This window comes from Saccharothrix lopnurensis (assembly GCF_042658445.1).
GTDB classification, from domain to species: domain Bacteria; phylum Actinomycetota; class Actinomycetes; order Mycobacteriales; family Pseudonocardiaceae; genus Actinosynnema; species Actinosynnema lopnurensis.
The window spans coordinates 127,689-143,900 of record NZ_JBHSQO010000010.1 but is presented as its reverse complement, the minus strand read 5'-3'; the positions used below and the strand labels follow the sequence as shown (position 1 = coordinate 143,900).

Here is a 16,212-nt window from a genome sequence, read left to right as displayed (position 1 = left end):
GTCGCTGCAACGGGGATGCAGTCGCGTTTCACCGGGCGCAGCGGTCCGACGTTTGTTGCCGGGGCACGGCGGTTGTTGCGGCGTCCTGCCCTCGTCACCGGTTCGCCGCCCCTCGACGCGGTATGAAGACGGGGCCAACCCGGGGTCTAGTGGGAAAGGGCCGGCGTACATGAGCGCAGCGGCAGATCAGGCAGCGGCAGATCAGATCGTCGGCAGGTTGCGTGACCTCGTCGCGAAGGTGGTGGAGCTCGACGTCGAGGAGGTGCCCGCCGAGGCGTTGTTCTACGAGGAACTGGAGGTCGACTCGCTCCAGAAGGCGGAGATCTCGGTCCGGGTGGAGCGCGAGTTCGACGTGCAGCTCAAGCCCGAGGAGACCGCGGCGATGCGCTCGGTCAACGACGTGGCCGCCCTCCTGCGCGCCAGGGGAACCGCGGTGCGGTCGTGAACGACGTGAGGCAGGTGGACGGGTTCGGCATCGCCTTCCCCGGTCAGGGCACCAAGCGCGAGGCCATGGTGGAGGCGTTGCGGCGGCACCACGAGCACCCGCTGGTGGCGGAGTTCCACGCGGTGGTGGGCACATCCGACGTGGGATCACTGGACTTCATGGACACCGCGGTCGCGCAACCGGCCACCTACGTCGCCGGCATCGCCGCCGTGGAGGGGGCGTTCGGGCAACTGATCGACGTGCCGCTGGTGCTCGGGCACAGCCTCGGCGAGCTGACCGCCGCCGCGTGCGCGGGCGTGGTCGACGTGTGGAGCGGGTTCGCGCTCGCGGTGCGTCGCGGCGAGCTGTGCCGCGACCACGCGGTGCGCACGCCCGGCGCGATGGTCGCGGTGATGGGCGCCGAGGCGGACGGCATCGAGTGGTTGCGCCGCCAGGTGCTCGTGTGCGCGGGCCGCGTCATCGAGGTCGCCGGCATCAACGGGCGCGGGCAGACCGTCCTGTCCGGCGACCCCGAGTCGGTCAAGGAGGTCATCCGGCTCGCCGAGGACGAGGGGCTCAAGACCAACCTGCTGCCCATCCGCGGCTCCTTCCACAGCCCGCTGATGATCGACGTGATCGCCGAGTGGCGGGACACCGTCGAGGCGGTCGAGTTCCGCGAGGGCGCGGGCACGTTCGTGTCCACGATCGACGCACGGGTGCACAGCGATCCCGCGGAGATCAGGGAGTTGCTGGTGCGCGCGCTGCTGCTGCCGGTGCGCTGGCGCGAGGCCGTGCACACCGCGCGGCAGCACGGCGCGCTGCGGCTGTGGGACGCCGGGCCGGGCGACACGCTGCACAAGCTGGGCAAGCGCGAGAAGATCGTGGACTTCGCGCCGCTGGACCCGCGGCCGGTCTGAGGACGCGGGCCGGTCACGCCGTAGGTGACGCCGTCGGGCGCCGGACACGACCCGGGTCGGCTCCCCGGCCCGCGCCCCACCCGCCGACGCCCCCACCCGCCTGCACCCCCACCGGCCGACGCGCCACGCGATCCGGCCGCGCGCACCCGCCGGGGCTCCCCCTAGTCGAGGTTGAGCAGCCCGGGGCGCGCCGCGCGCGACCGCCACTCGTGCGCCGGGTCCTCCACCAGCCTGCGCGCCCTCAGGTCCAGCAACCCGCTCACGTGGGTCACCTCGGCCGCGACCTCGCCGTCCAGGCGGCGCAGCACGTGCTCGACGCGGTAGGTCTTCCCCTTCCCCCAGACCCACGCGCAGGACACGTCCACCTCGTCGCCGCCGCGCAACTCGTTGTGGTACCGGATGTTCGTCTCCAGGTTCACCGGCCCGAGGCCGCTGCCGATCAGCTCCTCCACCGAGATCCCCGCCGCCTGCACGCACGCGAAGCGGGAGTGGTCGGCGTACTGGACGTACACGGCGCCGTTCACGTGCAACTGCGGGTCGAGTTCGTAGCTCCGTACACCCATCCGCACGGTAAACGGCTCGACGGTCATGAATTCCCCCTGGCCCGGCATATGTGGATGAACTCCGACGATCGTACCGGTCGGGCTAATGAGACGTCGTTTTCGGCCGCTCGCGGCGGCTGCGGTACCGCCGATCGGGTGGACATCGGCCCGGCGTTCGGGTGTTCATCAAAGGGCAGCTTCACCGCATACTTCGTAGGAACCGCGCTAGCATCGGTGATGCTGGGTACTGGGCGGGCCGACTCAGCGCCGAGGGGGCCACTCGGAGTATCTCCGAATACGGGGGAAGAATGATCAGTGGTGCGTCCGTCGGAATTTTGGGATCGCTGGAGACCGTCGGGCCGCTCGGTCCGGTCGTGATCCACGGGCGCGTCCTGCGCACGCTGTTCGCCCGCCTCGCCACCAGGCCGGGTGAGACGGTCAGCCGGCAGTTGCTCGTCGAGGCGCTGTGGGACGGGGACGCGCCGCGCACCGCCATCACCACCCTGCGCAGCCATCTCACGAGGCTGCGCACCGACCTGCGCGAGGGCGGTCTCCCCGACCTGGTCGTGACCCGGGGCAACGGGTTCTTCCTCGACGCGCCGGCCGCAGCGCTGGACGCGGCCAGGTTCGAGGCGCTGGCCCGCGACGGGCGCGACGCCCTGGCGGCGGGCGACGGCGCGGTGGCCGTGCGGTCGCTCGGCGCGGCGCTCGCGCTGTGGCGGGGCGAGGCGCTGGAGGACTGCCGGGCCAGCGAGTGGACGCGCGCGGAGGCGTCCCGGCTGGGCGAGCTGCGCCTCGCGGCGACCGAGGACCTGCTCGACGCGCGGATCGCGGTGGGCGAGCTCGCGACCGCGGCCGCCGAGCTCGAATCGTTCGTCAACAGGTTCCCCTTTCGGGAAAGGGCGTGGGAACTTTTGATGAACGCGCTCTACCGCGCGGGCCGGCAGGCGGACGCGCTCGCGGCATTCCGGCGGGCCCGCGCCATGCTCGTCGACGAATTGGGCATCGAACCCGGGCCGGGGCTGCGCGGATTGGAGTCGTCGATACTCGCGGGTGACGGGCCGCGAAATTTATCGGAGCCAGAGCCGATCGTCGGGATCCGTTCCCCGCGCACCGGCAACCTGCCCGCGGAAACGACCAGCTTCGTCGGCCGGCGGGACGAGCTGGCCGAGGCGAAGAAGTGGCTGACCAGGTCGCGGATGGTGACGCTGACCGGGGTCGGCGGGGTCGGCAAGAGCAGGCTCGCCCTGCGCGTCGCCGCGGACCTGCGCGCGGAGTTCCCGGACGGCGCGTGGCTGGTCGAGCTGGCCGGGCTGCGCGATCCCGAACTGGTCGCGCACGCGGTGGCCGACGCGTTGAACATCGTGGACCGCATCGACAACGGCTCGATCGACTCGGTGGTCCGCGACCTGCGCGACGCGAAGGTGCTGCTGATCCTGGACAACTGCGAGCACCTGCTCAACGCCTGCGCGCAGATCGCCAGCACGCTGCTCAAGGCGGCCCCGGACCTGCGCGTGCTGGCCACCAGCAGGCAGCCGCTCGCGGTGCCGGGCGAGCACATCCTGCCCGTGCCGCCGCTGCTCGTGCCGGACGACGACGACGGCGACGAGGACCTGCGCACCGCCATGACGCTGTTCGCGGACCGGGCGAACGCCGCGGTGCCCGGCGGGTTCGAGGTCCAGCCGGACAACAGCGCCGTGGTCGCCCGGATCTGCCGCCAGCTCGACGGCATCCCGCTGGCGATCGAGCTGGCCGCGGTGCGGCTGCGCGTGCTCTCGCCCGCCGAGCTGCTGGACCGCCTCGACGACCGGCTGAAGCTGCTCGCCTCCGGTCGCAGCACGGCGCTGCCGCGGCACCAGACGCTGCGCGCCACCATCGACTGGAGCTTCAACCTGTGCACGCCCGAGGAACAGGCGCTGTGGACGCGGCTGTCGGTGTTCGCGGGCACCTTCGACCTGGCGTCCGCGGAGGCGGTGTGCGCCGCCGACGACACCGGGCACGACTTCCTGTCCGTGGTGGACGGCCTGGTCGACAAGTCCATCCTGATCCGCGAGGAGCACTCGGGCGAGGTGCGGTTCCGGCTGCTCGCGGTCCTCGGCGGGTACGGCCGCGACCGGCTGCGCGCCGAGGGGCTGACGGCGGAGGTGCTGACCCGCCACCGCGACTGGTACCTGTCGGTGGCCGAGGAGGGCGCGCGGAACTGGTTCGGCCCCGGGCAGCTGGACTGGCTCGCCCGGCTGCGGCGCGACCACGCGAACCTCCGGGCGGCGCTGGACTTCTCCCTCACCACGCCGGGCGAGCACCTCGCCGGGACGCGGCTGGCGGCGGCGCTGCACTCGTTCTGGGTCGCGTGCGACCAGGTCTCGGAGGGGCAGCACTGGCTCGACCTCGCGCTGAAGGTGTGCGCCGAACCGAGCCGCGAACGCGCCCGCGCGCTGTGGGTGTGCGGGCGGGTGACCTACCTCCAGGGCGACCTCGACGGTGGTGTGGCGAAGCTGTCGGAGTCCCTGGCGCTGGCGGTGGGGCTGGGCCACACCGCCGAGGCGACCCACGCGACGCACCTCCTCGGCGCCGCGGCGCTGCTGCGCGACGACCCCACCGGCGCGCGGGCGCTGCTGGTGGAGGCCGCGGGCGCGTACCGCGAGCTGGAGGGCCCGTCGAGCACCTGCGTCATGGTCGACGTGCACCTGGCGATGAGCGACGTGTTCCTGGGCGACATCGCCTCGGGACTGGCCCGCGTCGAGACGGCGCTGGCGGTGTGCGAGAGCCGCGGCGAGCACTGGACGCGGTCCTACGCGCTGTACGCGCTGGCGTTCGCGCAGTGGCGCGCCGGCGACCTCGCGCGGGCGCGGCGCAACGCCCGGGAGGCGTTGCGGCTCAAGGCGATGTTCCGCGAGATCGGCGGGCTCGCGATGGTCGTGGACCTGCTGGCCTGGATCGCGGTCGGCGACGGGTCCGGCGAGGAGGCCGCCGTGCTGCTCGGCGTCGCGGTGAGGTCCTGGGCCCTCGTCGGCGTGCCGTGGTTCGGCTCCAAGAGCTGGCGCCGCCCGCACGAGGAGGCGCAGGCCCGCGCCCGCTGCGAGCTGGGCCACCACGTGTTCGAGGACGCCTTCCGGCGCGGGTGGGCGCTGAGCCGGGAGGACGGCACGGCGCTCGCGCTCGGCGCCCCGCAGCGCGGATTGCGCGCCGCCACAACCGATCCCCGGTAGCTTCGCTCCTCGTGGAGCACGAAGTCCTGCGCCGTGGTCGGGAGGTGGGCGGTCCGGCCCTGCGGTCGAAGACCTTCCACGAACGCGCCGACCTGCTGAGCGATCTCGCCGTCCGGGTGCGTTCCGCGCGCGCCGACCTGCTGGCCGCCTGCGCGGAGGACGGGGTGGCCCCGGCGGACGCCGCCCACGACGTCGACGCCGGCATCGCGGAGGTCCGCGGCCTCGCCAACCGGGCCAAGCGCGAGCTGCCCGACGACGTCGTGCTGGTCGCGGCCGAGACCACCCCGCTCAACCGCGGCGGTTCCCTCGTGGCGCAACGCCTGTCCACCTCGCCGACCGGCGTGGTGGTGCACGTGACGGCGCTCGGGCTGCCGGTGTGGTCCACGCTGCGCGGCGTCGGTGCGGCCCTGCTCGCCGGCGCGGCCAGCGTGGTGAAACCCTCCCGGCACACCGCCGCCGCGACGCGGGCGCTGGTGTCCTGCCTGGACGGTGTGGCGCAGGTCGTGCCCGACACCGCCGTGCTCGACCTGCTGACCCCGGGGGACACCGTCTCGTTCAGCGGTTCCCCGGAGACGGCGCGGCGCGTGCGCGACCGGCTCGACCAGGTGCCCCTGCTGACCGACACCGGCTCGCTCGGGTGGGCGGTGCTCGGCCCGGACGTCGAGGCGGGCACGCCCGCGTTCGACCGGTTCGTCGCGCGCCTGGTCGCCGACCTGACCGGGCACGCCGGGCAGCGCCCCCTGGCCGCGCGCCGGGCCATGGTGCCCGCGGCGCTGCTGGACCACGTCGTCGACGCGGTGCGCGACGCGCTGGCCGGCGTCGAGGTCGGCCCGGTGGCCAGGCCGGACCGGTTGCTGCGGGCGGTGAAGTCCCTGCGGGACGCGGCCGAGGTCGTGTTCGGCGACCCGGGGCGCGGCCCGGTGCTGCTGCGCGCCGCCGACCCGGAACTGCCCGAACCGCACACCGTCGAGGCGTTCGGACCGGTGTGCACGGTCATGCCCTGGTCGTCGGTCGAGCACGCGGGGTCGCTGGTGTCGCGGGGGGACCGCGCGATCACCGGCTGGGCCGCCACCTCGGACCCCGACCTGCTCCGGGCGCTGGTGCTGGCCGGCGGGCGGTTCACCCAGCTCGGCCACGGCCGGGAGGCCCCCGCGCTGGACCCGGTGCTCGGGTTCCTGCGCACCGGTGAGCTCCGGGCCGACCCGGACGCCGTCGGCGCGGTCACCGGCCGCTGGGTGCCCGGCGGCGCGCGGCGGACCTCCGAGGTCCACCCGCTGCGGAAGTACCTGCCGGAGCTGCGCGTGGGCGACACCGCCGTGGCCGGGCCCCGCGTGGTCACCGCCGAGGACGTCCGGCGGTTCGCCGACCTCACCGGCGACCACTACTACCTGCACACCGACGAGGAGGCCGCGGCGCGCAACCCCGTGTACCGGGGGATCATCGCGCACGGGTACCTGGTGGTGTCCCTGGCGGCGGGGTTGTTCATCACGCCCGAGCAGGGGCCCGTGGTGGCCAACTACGGGATGGAGCGGCTGCGGTTCCTCGCGCCGGTGCGGCCCGGCGACGCGCTGACCGTGACGCTGACCGCGCAGCGGATCACGCCCCGGCCCAACGCGGGGTACGGGGAGGTGCGCTGGGACGTCGACGTGGCCAACCAGGACGGCACCTCGGTGGTGCGCTACGAGCTGCTGACCCTGATCGCGGACCGGCCCGCCGGCTGAAGTCGCCACCCGCTGTTCCGGGATCGCGAAGACCGGGGTCGCGAACACCGCGACCCCGGTCTTCGAGCCCTCACCGGGAACCCGGCTACCGCGACCCCAGCCGCTCGCGCCCCACCGGGACCGACCCGTCCGCTGCGGTCCCCGCCCCGCCGGCGCCCTTGCGCAGGGTCTCCGCCGCGGCCACGGCGGTCAGCACCACCCGCGCCTTGTTCAGGCACTCCTGGTCCTCGTACGCCGGGTCGGAGTCGGCGACGACGCCCGCGCCCGCCTGCACGTAGGCGACCCCGTCCCGGATCAGCGCGGTGCGGATGGCGATGGCCAGGTCGATGTCGCCCGCGAAGTCCAGGTAGCCCAGCGCGCCGCCGTAGAGCCCGCGCCGGATCGGCTCCAGCTCGTCGATCAGCTCCATCGCGCGCGGCTTCGGCGCGCCCGACAGCGTACCCGCCGGGAAGCACGCCTCCACCGCGTCGAACGGCTCCCGGCCGGGGGCCAGCTCGCCCGCGACGGTGGACACGATGTGCATGACGTGGCTGTACTTCTCCACCTTGAAGAACTTCTCCACCCGCACCGTGCCCGGCGCGCACACCCGGCCCAGGTCGTTGCGCCCCAGGTCGACCAGCATCAGGTGCTCCGCGCGTTCCTTCGGGTCGCGGATCAGGTCCTGCTCGACCCGCGCGTCCTCCTCGGCGTCCGCGCCGCGCCACCGGGTGCCCGCGATCGGGCGGGTCCGCGCGGTGCGGCCCTTCACCACGACCAGCGACTCCGGGCTTGAGCCGACCACGTCGAAGCCCTCCAGCCGCAGCAGGTACAGGTACGGGCTGGGGTTGGTCGAGCGCAGCACCGAGTAGACGTCCAGCGCGTCGGCCCGCGTCCGCATCTCGAACCGCTGCGACAGCACGACCTGGAACGCCTCGCCGGCGTGCACCGCCCCGATCGCCTCGCGCACGACGTCCCGGTACTCCTCGGCGGGCCGCTGCCGGTGGAACTCCGGGCGCGGCACCGCGTGCACGCGCTCGCGGCGCGCGACCGGGGTGGTCAGGCCGGCGGCCATCCGGTCGAGCCGGGCCAGCGCGTCGTCGTAGTCGGTGTCGCCGTGCGGCAGGACGGCGTTGGCGATCAGCGTGACCACCCCGGTCTCGTGGTCGATCGCCGCGATGTCGGTGGCCAGCAGCATGGTCATCTCGGGCGTGCCGAGGTCGTCCAGCGTGGTGTCGGGCAGGCGCTCCAGGCGGCGCACCACGTCGTAGCCGAGGTATCCGACCATCCCACCGGTGAAGGGCGGCAGGCCGGGCAGCGGGTCGGCGCGCAGCACCCGCAGCACCTCCCGCAGCGCGACCAGCGGGTCCGGGTCGAGAGGCAGGCCCGCGGGCGGCGTCCCCGTCCAGCTCGCCGCGCCGCCGGAGGCGGTGAGCGCGGCGGGGCTGCGCACGCCGACGTACGACCAGCGCGACCACGACCTGGTGTCCGGCGAGGACTCCATCAGGAACGTCCCCGGCCGGTTGCCGGCCAGCGCCCGGTACACGTCGACCGGGGTGCGCCCGCCGAGCCCGACCTTGCGCACGACCGGCACGACCCCCCGGGTCCGGGCCAGCTCGCGGAACCGCGGTCGGGACGGGCTGGTCAACCCGAGGTCGTCGTCCTCGTCGAGCAGGTGCACCCACATCCGGTTCGCTCCTCACCGCGTTCGCCCTCCGCCGTGTCTATCGGGCCCGGTCGGGTGCGTGCAGCGGATTTCTTGCGGTGGCGGTGGTCGGTTGTTGCGCCGCACGGCGCCTGTTGCTGACCGTCCCGCTTTTCGTGGTCGGGCCCCCGCTCGCTCGACTACACACGGACCAGGAGCACCGCCGCGGACGTCCGGGCCGCGGGCGGCTCCGGCACAGACACCGGGAAGGTGCGCGATGGTTCCGCTCAGGCCGCTCGTCACGGGGCTCGGCGCCGTGTCCGCCGCTGGGCTCGGGCGCACGCCGCTGTGGGACGCGGTCCGGCACGGCAAGGTGTGCACCGGGCCGGTGCGCCGGTTCGCGTTCCCGCACCCGGCCGGCGAGGTGCCGCCCGAGGTCGGGCTGGACGTGCCGGCGCACCGCTCGCTCGCGGCGCGGTTCCTCGCCGCCGCGGTGCTGGAGGCGCTCGGGCACGCGTGCGTCACCTCCGGTCGGATCGGGCTGTTCGTGGGCACCGTGCTCGCCGACCCGCGCGACCTGTTCGACGTCGTCCGCGCCGCGGTGGCCCTGCGCGGGCCCGCGGTGCTGGTCGGCTCCGGGTGCGCGGCGGGCAACGACGCCATCGCGCTGGGCGCCAACGCCGTCGCCGCGGACGAGGTGGACGTGGCGATCTGCGCGGGCGTGGACGAGCTCGGCCCCGGCACGGCCGCGGCGTTCGCCGGCATCGGCCCGCTGAGCCCCGACGTGGTGCGCCCCTTCGACGCCGGCCGGCTGGGCACGCTGCCCGCCGAGGGCGCCGGGGTGCTGGTGCTCGAACACCCCCGGCACCTGGCCGCGCGCGGTGGCACGGCGCTCGCCGCCCTGGCCGGTCACGCGTCCACTTCGGACGCCCACTACCGGACCCGCCGCACGCCCTTCGACGGCGCGGTCGTCGACTCGCTGCGGCGCTGCCTGCACCGCGCGGGCCGCCGGGCCGACCAGGTCGACTGGCTGTGCGCGCACGGCAGCGGCACCCGCGCGGGCGACGCGGTCGAGGCGGTCGCCGCCGCCTCCCTCGGCACGCCGGCGGTGTCCTCGACCAAGGGCGCGCTCGGGCACGCGCTCGGCGCCGCCGCCGCGCTGGACGCGGTGGTCGCGGTGCAGGCGCTGCGCGCCGGGTTCATCCCCGGCAACGCCACGCTGCGCCACGCCGACACCGACCTGGACCTGGTCGAGCCCGCCGGCCGCCGCGCACCGGTCCGGCTGGTGCTCAGCCCGGCGTTCGGGCTCGGCGGCGGGGTGTGCACGATCGCGCTGGAGGCCGTCGATGAGCGCTGAGCCCACCGTCCGCGTCGCCGTGCGCGGCACCGGCCTCCGGCTGCCCGGCGTGAGCTGCCCGGAGATCCGCTGGCCCGTCAACCACGACCGGGAGTCCTCGCTGGCCGTGTCGGCGGCCTCGGCCGCGGCGTTCCGGGCGAAGTCCGGCCGGGGCGCGCCGGTCGTCGGCCGGGTCGGCACGGTGTGGGCGACGCCGGGGGCGCGGGTCGCCTCGGAGGTGTCGCGGCGGCTGCACCTGACCGGCCCGTACCTGGACCTGGTCGGGACGCGGGACGCCGGCGCGCAGGCGTTCGTCGAGGCGGCGCACATGGTCCAGCAGGGGTGGGCGGACCAGGTCGTGGTCGGCGCGTCGGCGGGACCCGATCGCGACGGCGCGGTGTCCGCGGTGCTGGACAACCGGCCGGTGGCGGGCGACCTGGTGGTCCGGCCGGTCGGCCGCACCCAGCTCGGGGAGCCCGACGACCTGCTGGCGGAGTGCCTGGACCGGCTGGGCGGGCCCGCGGACGCGGTCGTGCTGTCCGCGAGCGGCGGGGTGGAGGAGTTCCGCGCGGCGGTGCGGCGGCGCGGGCTGCCGTTCCGGCACGTGGAGCAGCAGTTCGGGGATTTCGGCGCGGTGGGCGGGCTCGTCGCGGCCGTGTCGCCGGCCACCGTACGGACACGACAACACGCACTCACTCTCGTCGTCACCGTCGGCGAAACCGGCAACGCGGTCGCCGTCGAGGTGACGACCTGGAACGGAGATCCGCGATGGACCTGATTCACCACCTGGTCGGCAGGCACGACGGTGACCGCGTCAGCTACGTCGACCCCGCCGCGGGCGAGGTGACCTACCGCGAGCTGCGCGAGGCGGCCGGGGCCTACGCCGCCCGGCTGCGCGACAGCGGCGTGCCGCGCGGCAGCCGGTGCCTGATCGTCTCGGACGACTCCGTCGCGGCGGTGACCGCGGTGCTCGGCACGTGGTGGCACGGGTGCGTGCCGGTGCCGGTGAGCCCGGTGCTGCGCGAGTCCGAGATCGTGTTCATGGCCAAGGACTCGGGCGCGGTCGCCGCGCACATCGACGCGCCGCCGGCCAAGGAGCGGGTGCTGCGCGAGGAGCTCGGCTCGCTGGTGCGGCTCGACGGCGCGGAGGCGGGGACCGGCACCGCGCCCGAGCCCGCGGTGTTCGCGGCCGACGACGAGGTGCTGGTGCAGTACACCTCGGGCAGCACGGGCACCCCGCGCGGCGTGCGGCACGGCCTCGCCGGCGTGGCGGCCACGCTCGCCGGGTTCGGCGCCCACCTGGGGCTGACCCCGGACGACGTGGTGGTGTCGACCGCCAAGCTGTCCTTCGGCTACGGCTTCGGCAACTCGCTGCTGTTCCCGCTCGCCGCGGGCGCGGGCGTCGTGCTCCTGGGCGGCGCGGTCGACCCGTACGTGGTGGCCACCGCGCTGAACACCCACCGGCCGACCGTGCTGTGCTCGGTGCCCAGGGTGTACGCGGGGCTGGTCGCCCTGGCCGAGCAGGTCTCGGCGGGCTCGCTGCGCCGCGCCGTGTCCGCGGGCGAGCACCTGCCTGCGGAGCTGGCCGAGCGGTTCACCGCGACGTTCGGCGTGCCGCTGGTCAACGGCCTGGGCGCCACCGAGGTGCTGCACATCGTCGTCGCCACGGACCCCGGGCGCACCGAGCCGGGCTCCACCGGCCGCGCCGTGGCGGGCGTCGAGGTGACCGTGCGGGACGAGGACGGCGAGGTCGTGCCGGACGGCGTCGACGGCAGGCTGCACATCGCCGCCGGCTCGGTGGCGCTCGGGTACATCGACCGGCCCGACGCGACGGCGCGGACCTTCGCCCGGGGCGGCGCGTACACCGGCGACATCGTGCACCGCACCCCCGAGGGCGACGTGCGGCACCTCTGCCGCGCCGACGACCTGCTGAACCTCGGCGGGTACAAGGTCTCGCCGGCGGAGATCGAGAAGGCGGTGCGCGGCACCGAGGGCGTCGCCGACTGCGCGGTGGTCGGCGAGACCGACGACAACGGCCTCCAGCAGGCGATCGCCTACGCCGTGCCGGTGGCCGGGGTGGGCGCGGCGGACCTGCGGCAGGCGATCCTGCGGTCGGTGCGCGCCGACCTGGCGCCGTTCAAGCGGCCCGCGCGGATCGAGGTGCTCGACCAGCTGCCGGTCACCTCGACCGGCAAGCTCGCCCGGTTCAAGCTGCGGTCGACCGGGGTCGCGAAATGACCTGGGACATCACCGGCCTGGGCGCGGTCGCGAGCGTCGGCGACACCCCGGAAGAGGTCTACGAGGCGCTGTGCGCCGGGCGCAGCGGCGTCTCCGGGCTCCAGGTGTTCGACACCTCGAAGTACCGCGCCCGGCACGCCTACGAGATCGACGACCGCGCCACGCCCGGCGTCGACGAGCCCCTGCGCGCCACGAAGTGGCTCGGGCAGGTCGTCGACCAGGCGCTGGACGACGCCGGGCTGCCCCGGGACGGCGACTACCCGGTGCTGGTCGGCACGACGCTGCGGGAGCTGCGCTCGGCCGAGCTGTGGTGGCGGCACGGCACCCCGGTGTCGCTGCCCGACCTGCACTTCGGCGGCGCGCTGCGGACCGGCTTCGGCACCACCGAGAGCCACACGGTCGCCAGCGCCTGCGCCGCCTCGCTCTACGCGCTCGGCATGGCCACGGACATGATCGAACTGGGCCTGGCCGACACCGTCGTGGTGGCGGGCACCGACTCGATCACCGAGAGCTCCTACGGCGCGCTCGACCGGCTCCAGAACCTGACCCCGGAGGCCGTGCGCCCGTTCCACGCCGACCGGCGGGGCATGTTGATGGGCGAGGGCGCGGTGGCGGTGGTGGTGCGCAGGTCCGGCGCCGGCGGCCGGGTGCGGGCCCGGGTCCGCGGGGTGAGCATGAACTGCGACGGCGCGCACCCGACCATGCCCGACGTGGCCGGCATCGTCCGCGCCATCCGCGAGGCGCACGACCGCGCGAAGGTGCGCCCCGAGGACATCGACCTGGTGATCACCCACGGCAGCGGCACCAAGCAGAACGACCTGGCCGAGACCGTCGCGCTGGAGGACGTGTTCGCCGCCGTGGCCGAGCCGCCGTTCGTGACGTCCGTCAAGTCCGGCGCGGGCCACACCTGCGGCGGGTCGGGGCTGCTCAGCCTGGTGGTGGCGGTGCTGTCGCTGGACCACGGCGCGGTCCCGCCGATCATCGGCCTGGACGACCGCATGGAGGAGGCGGCGGACCTGCGCCTGGTGCACGGCGAGCCCGCGCGCGGCGACCTGTCCACCGCGCAGGTCCACTCCATCGGCCTCGGCGGCATCAACGCCGTCGCGATCGTGGAGCGGGCCGCGTGAGCGCCCCGGCGAGGGCCCTCGTGGGCGCCGAGGTGACCGGTGTCGGTCTCGCGGTGTCCGGCGTGCGCGCGGTCGAGGACCTGCTGCGGCCCACCGTCGGGGACTTCGAGCCGTCGCTGCGCGGCCGGGGGATGAGGCACAAGGACCGCGCGTCCAAGCTCGCGCTGGTGGCCACCGCCGAAGCCCTGCGCGACGCGGGGGCCGACGACCTGGACGGCGACCGGGTCGCGGTCGTGGTCAGCTCGAACTTCGGCAACCTCGACACCGCCTGCGAGTTCACCGACATCATCCACACGGAGACGGTGACCGGCATCAGTCCGATGCGGGTGCCGCACATGTCCAGCAACGTGACCGCGTGCTGGGTGGCCATCGAGCACGGCCTGCGCGGCCCCAACCTGACGCTGTGCAGCGGCACGGCGAGCGGGCTCGACGCGGTGTCCTGGGCGCGCAACCTGATCGCCGTGGACCGCGCCGACGTCGCGGTGGTCATCGGCGTCGAACCCGACACCGAGCCGGTCGCCCGGCTGCACCGGGCCAACGGCGGCCGGCGGTGGCTCGACGGGGCGGTGGCGCTGGTCGTCGAGTCGACCGGTCGGGCCCGCCGGCGGGGCGCCCGGGTGCGCGCCCGGGTCGGCGCGTACGGCCGGGGCGTCGAGCCGCGCGCGGCCGTCGAGGCGGCCCTGGGCGGGCACGCCGAACCGGTGGACCTGTACGTCTCGGCGCCGGGCGTGGCCGGGCTGCCCGCCGGGGGCGACCCGGTGGACCTCACCGACCGGTTGGGCCGCTGCTCCGGCGCGCTCGGCGTGCTCCAGTGCGCCGCCGCCGTGGCGTGGTTCGACGCCGCCGGGGGAGGGGCCGGCTCGGGCGCGGTGCTCGCGGTGGCCGGCGCGCCCGACGACGGCGAGGGCGATGCCACGGGTAGCGCGGCACTGGTGCTGACCGGCCCGCGCGCGACGCGACAGGAGGACGTGGCGTGACGGACGACGACACCCGCGTGGTGATCACCGGGATCGGTGCCGTGTCCTGCCTCGGGACCGGGGCGGACGCGCTGTGGAAGGGCCTGCTGGCCGGCGGCGGGGAACCGGTGCCGGTGCCCGAGCCGCACCTGAACATGGGCGCGACCAGGATGTACCTGGTACCGGAGGCCGACCTGCCCGCGGAACCGACCGCGTTCGCGCACGTCCGGCTCGGCGACGGGCCGAGGTTCGGCGTCGCCGCGGCCAGGCAGGCGATCGCCGACGCGGGCCTGTCCGCCGACGCGGTCCGGGACCTGCCGGTCGTGATGGGCGTGGAGATGGGCAACGCCTCGCGGCAGGAGCAGGAGCGCGCGGCCCACGGCCGCATCGGTCGCTGGACCCCGCTCACCGTCACCTCGGCGGTGGTCGGCGCGGCCATCGGGTCGCGGGCGGGCAACGTCAGCGTCGGCAACGCCTGCTCGGCCGGCGGCTACGCGCTGACCATCGCGCTGGACATGATCCGCGGTGGCGAGGCCGAGGCCGTGCTCGTCGGCGGCGCCGAGGCGTTCACCCGGGTCGGCATGGGCGGGTTCGACCGGCTGGGCGCGGCCGACCCGCTGCGCTGCCGCCCGTTCGACCGCGGCCGGCGCGGCACCATGTTCGGCGACGGGGCCGCGATGGTGGTCCTGGAGTCGGCCGCGCACGCCGCCCGGCGCGGCGCCCGCACCTACGCCGAGCTGGCGGGCGGCGCCTGGAGCTGCGACGCCCACCACCCGACCGCGCCCGACCCGAGCGGTGCGCAGATCACCCGGTGCATGGGCGAGGCGCTCGCCGAGTCCGGGCTGCGGCCCGAGGACGTCGGCTGCGTCCTGCCGCACGGCACCGGCACCCCGCTCAACGACGTCGTGGAGAGCGGCGCGCTGCGGGCGGTGTTCGGCGACGCCTGCGACCGGCTGCCCCTGCTGTCGCTCAAGGCGATGATCGGGCACACCGCGGGCGCGGCCGCCGTGTTCGCCTGCGTGGCCGGTGTGCTCTCGCTCCAGCACGGGCAGGTGCCCGGCAACCCGCCGATCGACCAGGACCCGGAGTGCGCCGTGTGGGTGCCGCAGGGCGAGCCGGTGCCGCTGGAGCGCCCGGCGGTGCTGGTCAACGCCTACGCGTTCGGCGGCAACAACGCCTCGTTCGTGCTGACCCGCGGGGGGAACGACCGATGACCATGGTGATCACCGGGTTCCGCACCGTCGCCCCCGGCACCGCCGCTCCCGGCGGCGGGGCCGAACCGGGCGCGGACTGGTTCGACGTGAAGACCGCCCTGCCCGGCCGCGGCTACAAGCGGCTGCCCAGGGCCTGCCAGTACCTGCTGGCCGCGGCGCGCGAGGCGATCGCCGGGGCGGGCGACCCGCTGGCCGGGGCCGACCCGACCCGCCGGGCGGCGGTGGTGGGCACCAACAACGCCGGCGCGCGGCTGCTGGAGGAGCTGGACCGGACGATCATCGACGGCCACGCCGGCGAGATGTCCCCGATCACCGCGCCGTTCATGGCGATGAGCTCGTTCGCCAGCCGGCTGTCCACGGAGCACGCCATCAAGGGCTTCAACCTCACCACGAACTCGCCCCGCACGGCCGGGCTCGACGCCATCGGCATCGCCGCGCGGGCCCTGCGCGCCGGTCGCGCGGACGTGTTCGTCGTCGGCGCGACCGAGGACGACCCGCCCGAGGACCAGCGCGCGGGCGCGGCCGACGTCGGTGCGGCCGTGCTGGTCTGCGAGTCCGCCGAGGCGGCCGCGGCGCGCGGCGCCACCGTCTACGGCGAGTGCCGCGTGCGGTCGTTCTTCCTCGACCCCGCCGATCCGGACACCTCGGTGCTCGCCGGGTCGACCTGCACGGACGCGGTGCTCGACGACTCGCCCGTGGGCCGGGCGGTGCGGGCCTGGGCGGGCCGGCCCCGGGAGCACCGGGTCGAGGTCGACAGCGGGTGCTTCACGCCGGTGCGGGTCCTGGTCGACCTGCTCGCGGCGGGCGGGGACGGGTCGCGCCCGCGGACCCTCGTCACCGCGTCCGCCGAGGGCACCGTGGCGCTGGTCGAACTCGTGGCGCCGAACCCGCGGTGACGCCGCGCAAC

General features: G+C 75.3%; 13 protein-coding genes. 11 read left to right on the top strand and 2 right to left on the bottom strand.

Annotation, left to right across the window (positions count from 1 at the left end):
- Window positions 1-217: 217 nt before the first annotated feature.
- Together ACFP3R_RS12645 and ACFP3R_RS12640 are read left to right on the top strand one after the other, a co-directional pair.
- Window positions 218-445: an acyl carrier protein gene (locus ACFP3R_RS12645; RefSeq protein WP_380635766.1), complete on the top strand. Its 228-nt coding sequence runs from the start codon at window positions 218-220 to the stop codon at window positions 443-445.
- A complete protein-coding gene (locus tag ACFP3R_RS12640) occupies window positions 442-1,341 on the top strand; it encodes an ACP S-malonyltransferase (protein ID WP_380635764.1) in 900 nt (299 codons plus the stop codon). Before ACFP3R_RS12645 ends, ACFP3R_RS12640 begins: the two co-directional genes overlap by 4 nt.
- A gap of 161 nt (window positions 1,342-1,502) precedes the next feature.
- Here ACFP3R_RS12640 and ACFP3R_RS12635 read toward each other — a convergent pair whose 3' ends face one another.
- Window positions 1,503-1,904, bottom strand: coding sequence for an acyl-CoA thioesterase (locus ACFP3R_RS12635; protein WP_380635762.1), 402 nt, complete (start codon window positions 1,902-1,904; stop codon window positions 1,503-1,505).
- Window positions 1,905-2,257: 353 nt separating this feature from the next.
- On the opposite strand from ACFP3R_RS12635, the gene ACFP3R_RS12630 reads away from it, so the two are divergent.
- Window positions 2,258-5,092, top strand: coding sequence for an AfsR/SARP family transcriptional regulator (locus tag ACFP3R_RS12630; RefSeq protein ID WP_380635760.1), 2,835 nt, complete (start codon window positions 2,258-2,260; stop codon window positions 5,090-5,092).
- Window positions 5,093-5,103: 11 nt separating this feature from the next.
- A complete protein-coding gene (locus tag ACFP3R_RS12625) occupies window positions 5,104-6,813 on the top strand; it encodes an aldehyde dehydrogenase family protein (protein ID WP_380635759.1) in 1,710 nt (569 codons plus the stop codon).
- Window positions 6,814-6,898: 85 nt separating this feature from the next.
- On the opposite strand, the gene ACFP3R_RS12620 is transcribed toward ACFP3R_RS12625, so the two are convergent.
- Entirely contained in the window at window positions 6,899-8,476 is a 1,578-nt protein-coding gene (locus ACFP3R_RS12620) for an anthranilate synthase component I (protein ID WP_380635758.1), read from the bottom strand.
- 235 nt (window positions 8,477-8,711) lie between these two features.
- Between ACFP3R_RS12620 and ACFP3R_RS12615 the strand changes: the two genes are divergently transcribed.
- The 7 genes from ACFP3R_RS12615 to ACFP3R_RS12585 are packed head-to-tail and all read left to right on the top strand — an operon-like array spanning window position 8,712 to window position 16,201.
- Window positions 8,712-9,791 (top strand): beta-ketoacyl synthase N-terminal-like domain-containing protein, encoded by a 1,080-nt coding sequence (locus tag ACFP3R_RS12615; RefSeq protein WP_380635757.1) that lies wholly within the window; start codon window positions 8,712-8,714, stop codon window positions 9,789-9,791.
- Window positions 9,781-10,548, top strand: coding sequence for a hypothetical protein (locus tag ACFP3R_RS12610; RefSeq protein WP_380635755.1), 768 nt, complete (start codon window positions 9,781-9,783; stop codon window positions 10,546-10,548). Before ACFP3R_RS12615 ends, ACFP3R_RS12610 begins: the two co-directional genes overlap by 11 nt.
- On the top strand, window positions 10,539-12,008 hold the full coding sequence (locus ACFP3R_RS12605) for an AMP-binding protein (protein ID WP_380635753.1): 1,470 nt from the start codon (window positions 10,539-10,541) through the stop codon (window positions 12,006-12,008). The genes ACFP3R_RS12610 and ACFP3R_RS12605 overlap by 10 nt, the downstream gene beginning before the upstream one ends.
- The gene (locus tag ACFP3R_RS12600) at window positions 12,005-13,135 is read left to right on the top strand and encodes a beta-ketoacyl-[acyl-carrier-protein] synthase family protein (protein ID WP_380635752.1); all 1,131 of its coding nucleotides are present in this window, start codon (window positions 12,005-12,007) and stop codon (window positions 13,133-13,135) included. The genes ACFP3R_RS12605 and ACFP3R_RS12600 overlap by 4 nt, the downstream gene beginning before the upstream one ends.
- Window positions 13,132-14,112 carry a beta-ketoacyl synthase N-terminal-like domain-containing protein gene (locus ACFP3R_RS12595; protein WP_380635750.1) on the top strand — a complete coding sequence of 327 codons (981 nt, stop codon included), beginning with the start codon at window positions 13,132-13,134 and terminating at the stop codon, window positions 14,110-14,112. The genes ACFP3R_RS12600 and ACFP3R_RS12595 overlap by 4 nt, the downstream gene beginning before the upstream one ends.
- On the top strand, window positions 14,109-15,305 hold the full coding sequence (locus tag ACFP3R_RS12590; RefSeq protein WP_380635748.1) for a beta-ketoacyl-[acyl-carrier-protein] synthase family protein: 1,197 nt from the start codon (window positions 14,109-14,111) through the stop codon (window positions 15,303-15,305). The genes ACFP3R_RS12595 and ACFP3R_RS12590 overlap by 4 nt, the downstream gene beginning before the upstream one ends.
- Window positions 15,302-16,201, top strand: coding sequence for a beta-ketoacyl synthase N-terminal-like domain-containing protein (locus ACFP3R_RS12585; protein WP_380635746.1), 900 nt, complete (start codon window positions 15,302-15,304; stop codon window positions 16,199-16,201). The genes ACFP3R_RS12590 and ACFP3R_RS12585 overlap by 4 nt, the downstream gene beginning before the upstream one ends.
- The last annotated feature ends 11 nt before the right edge of the window (window positions 16,202-16,212 follow it).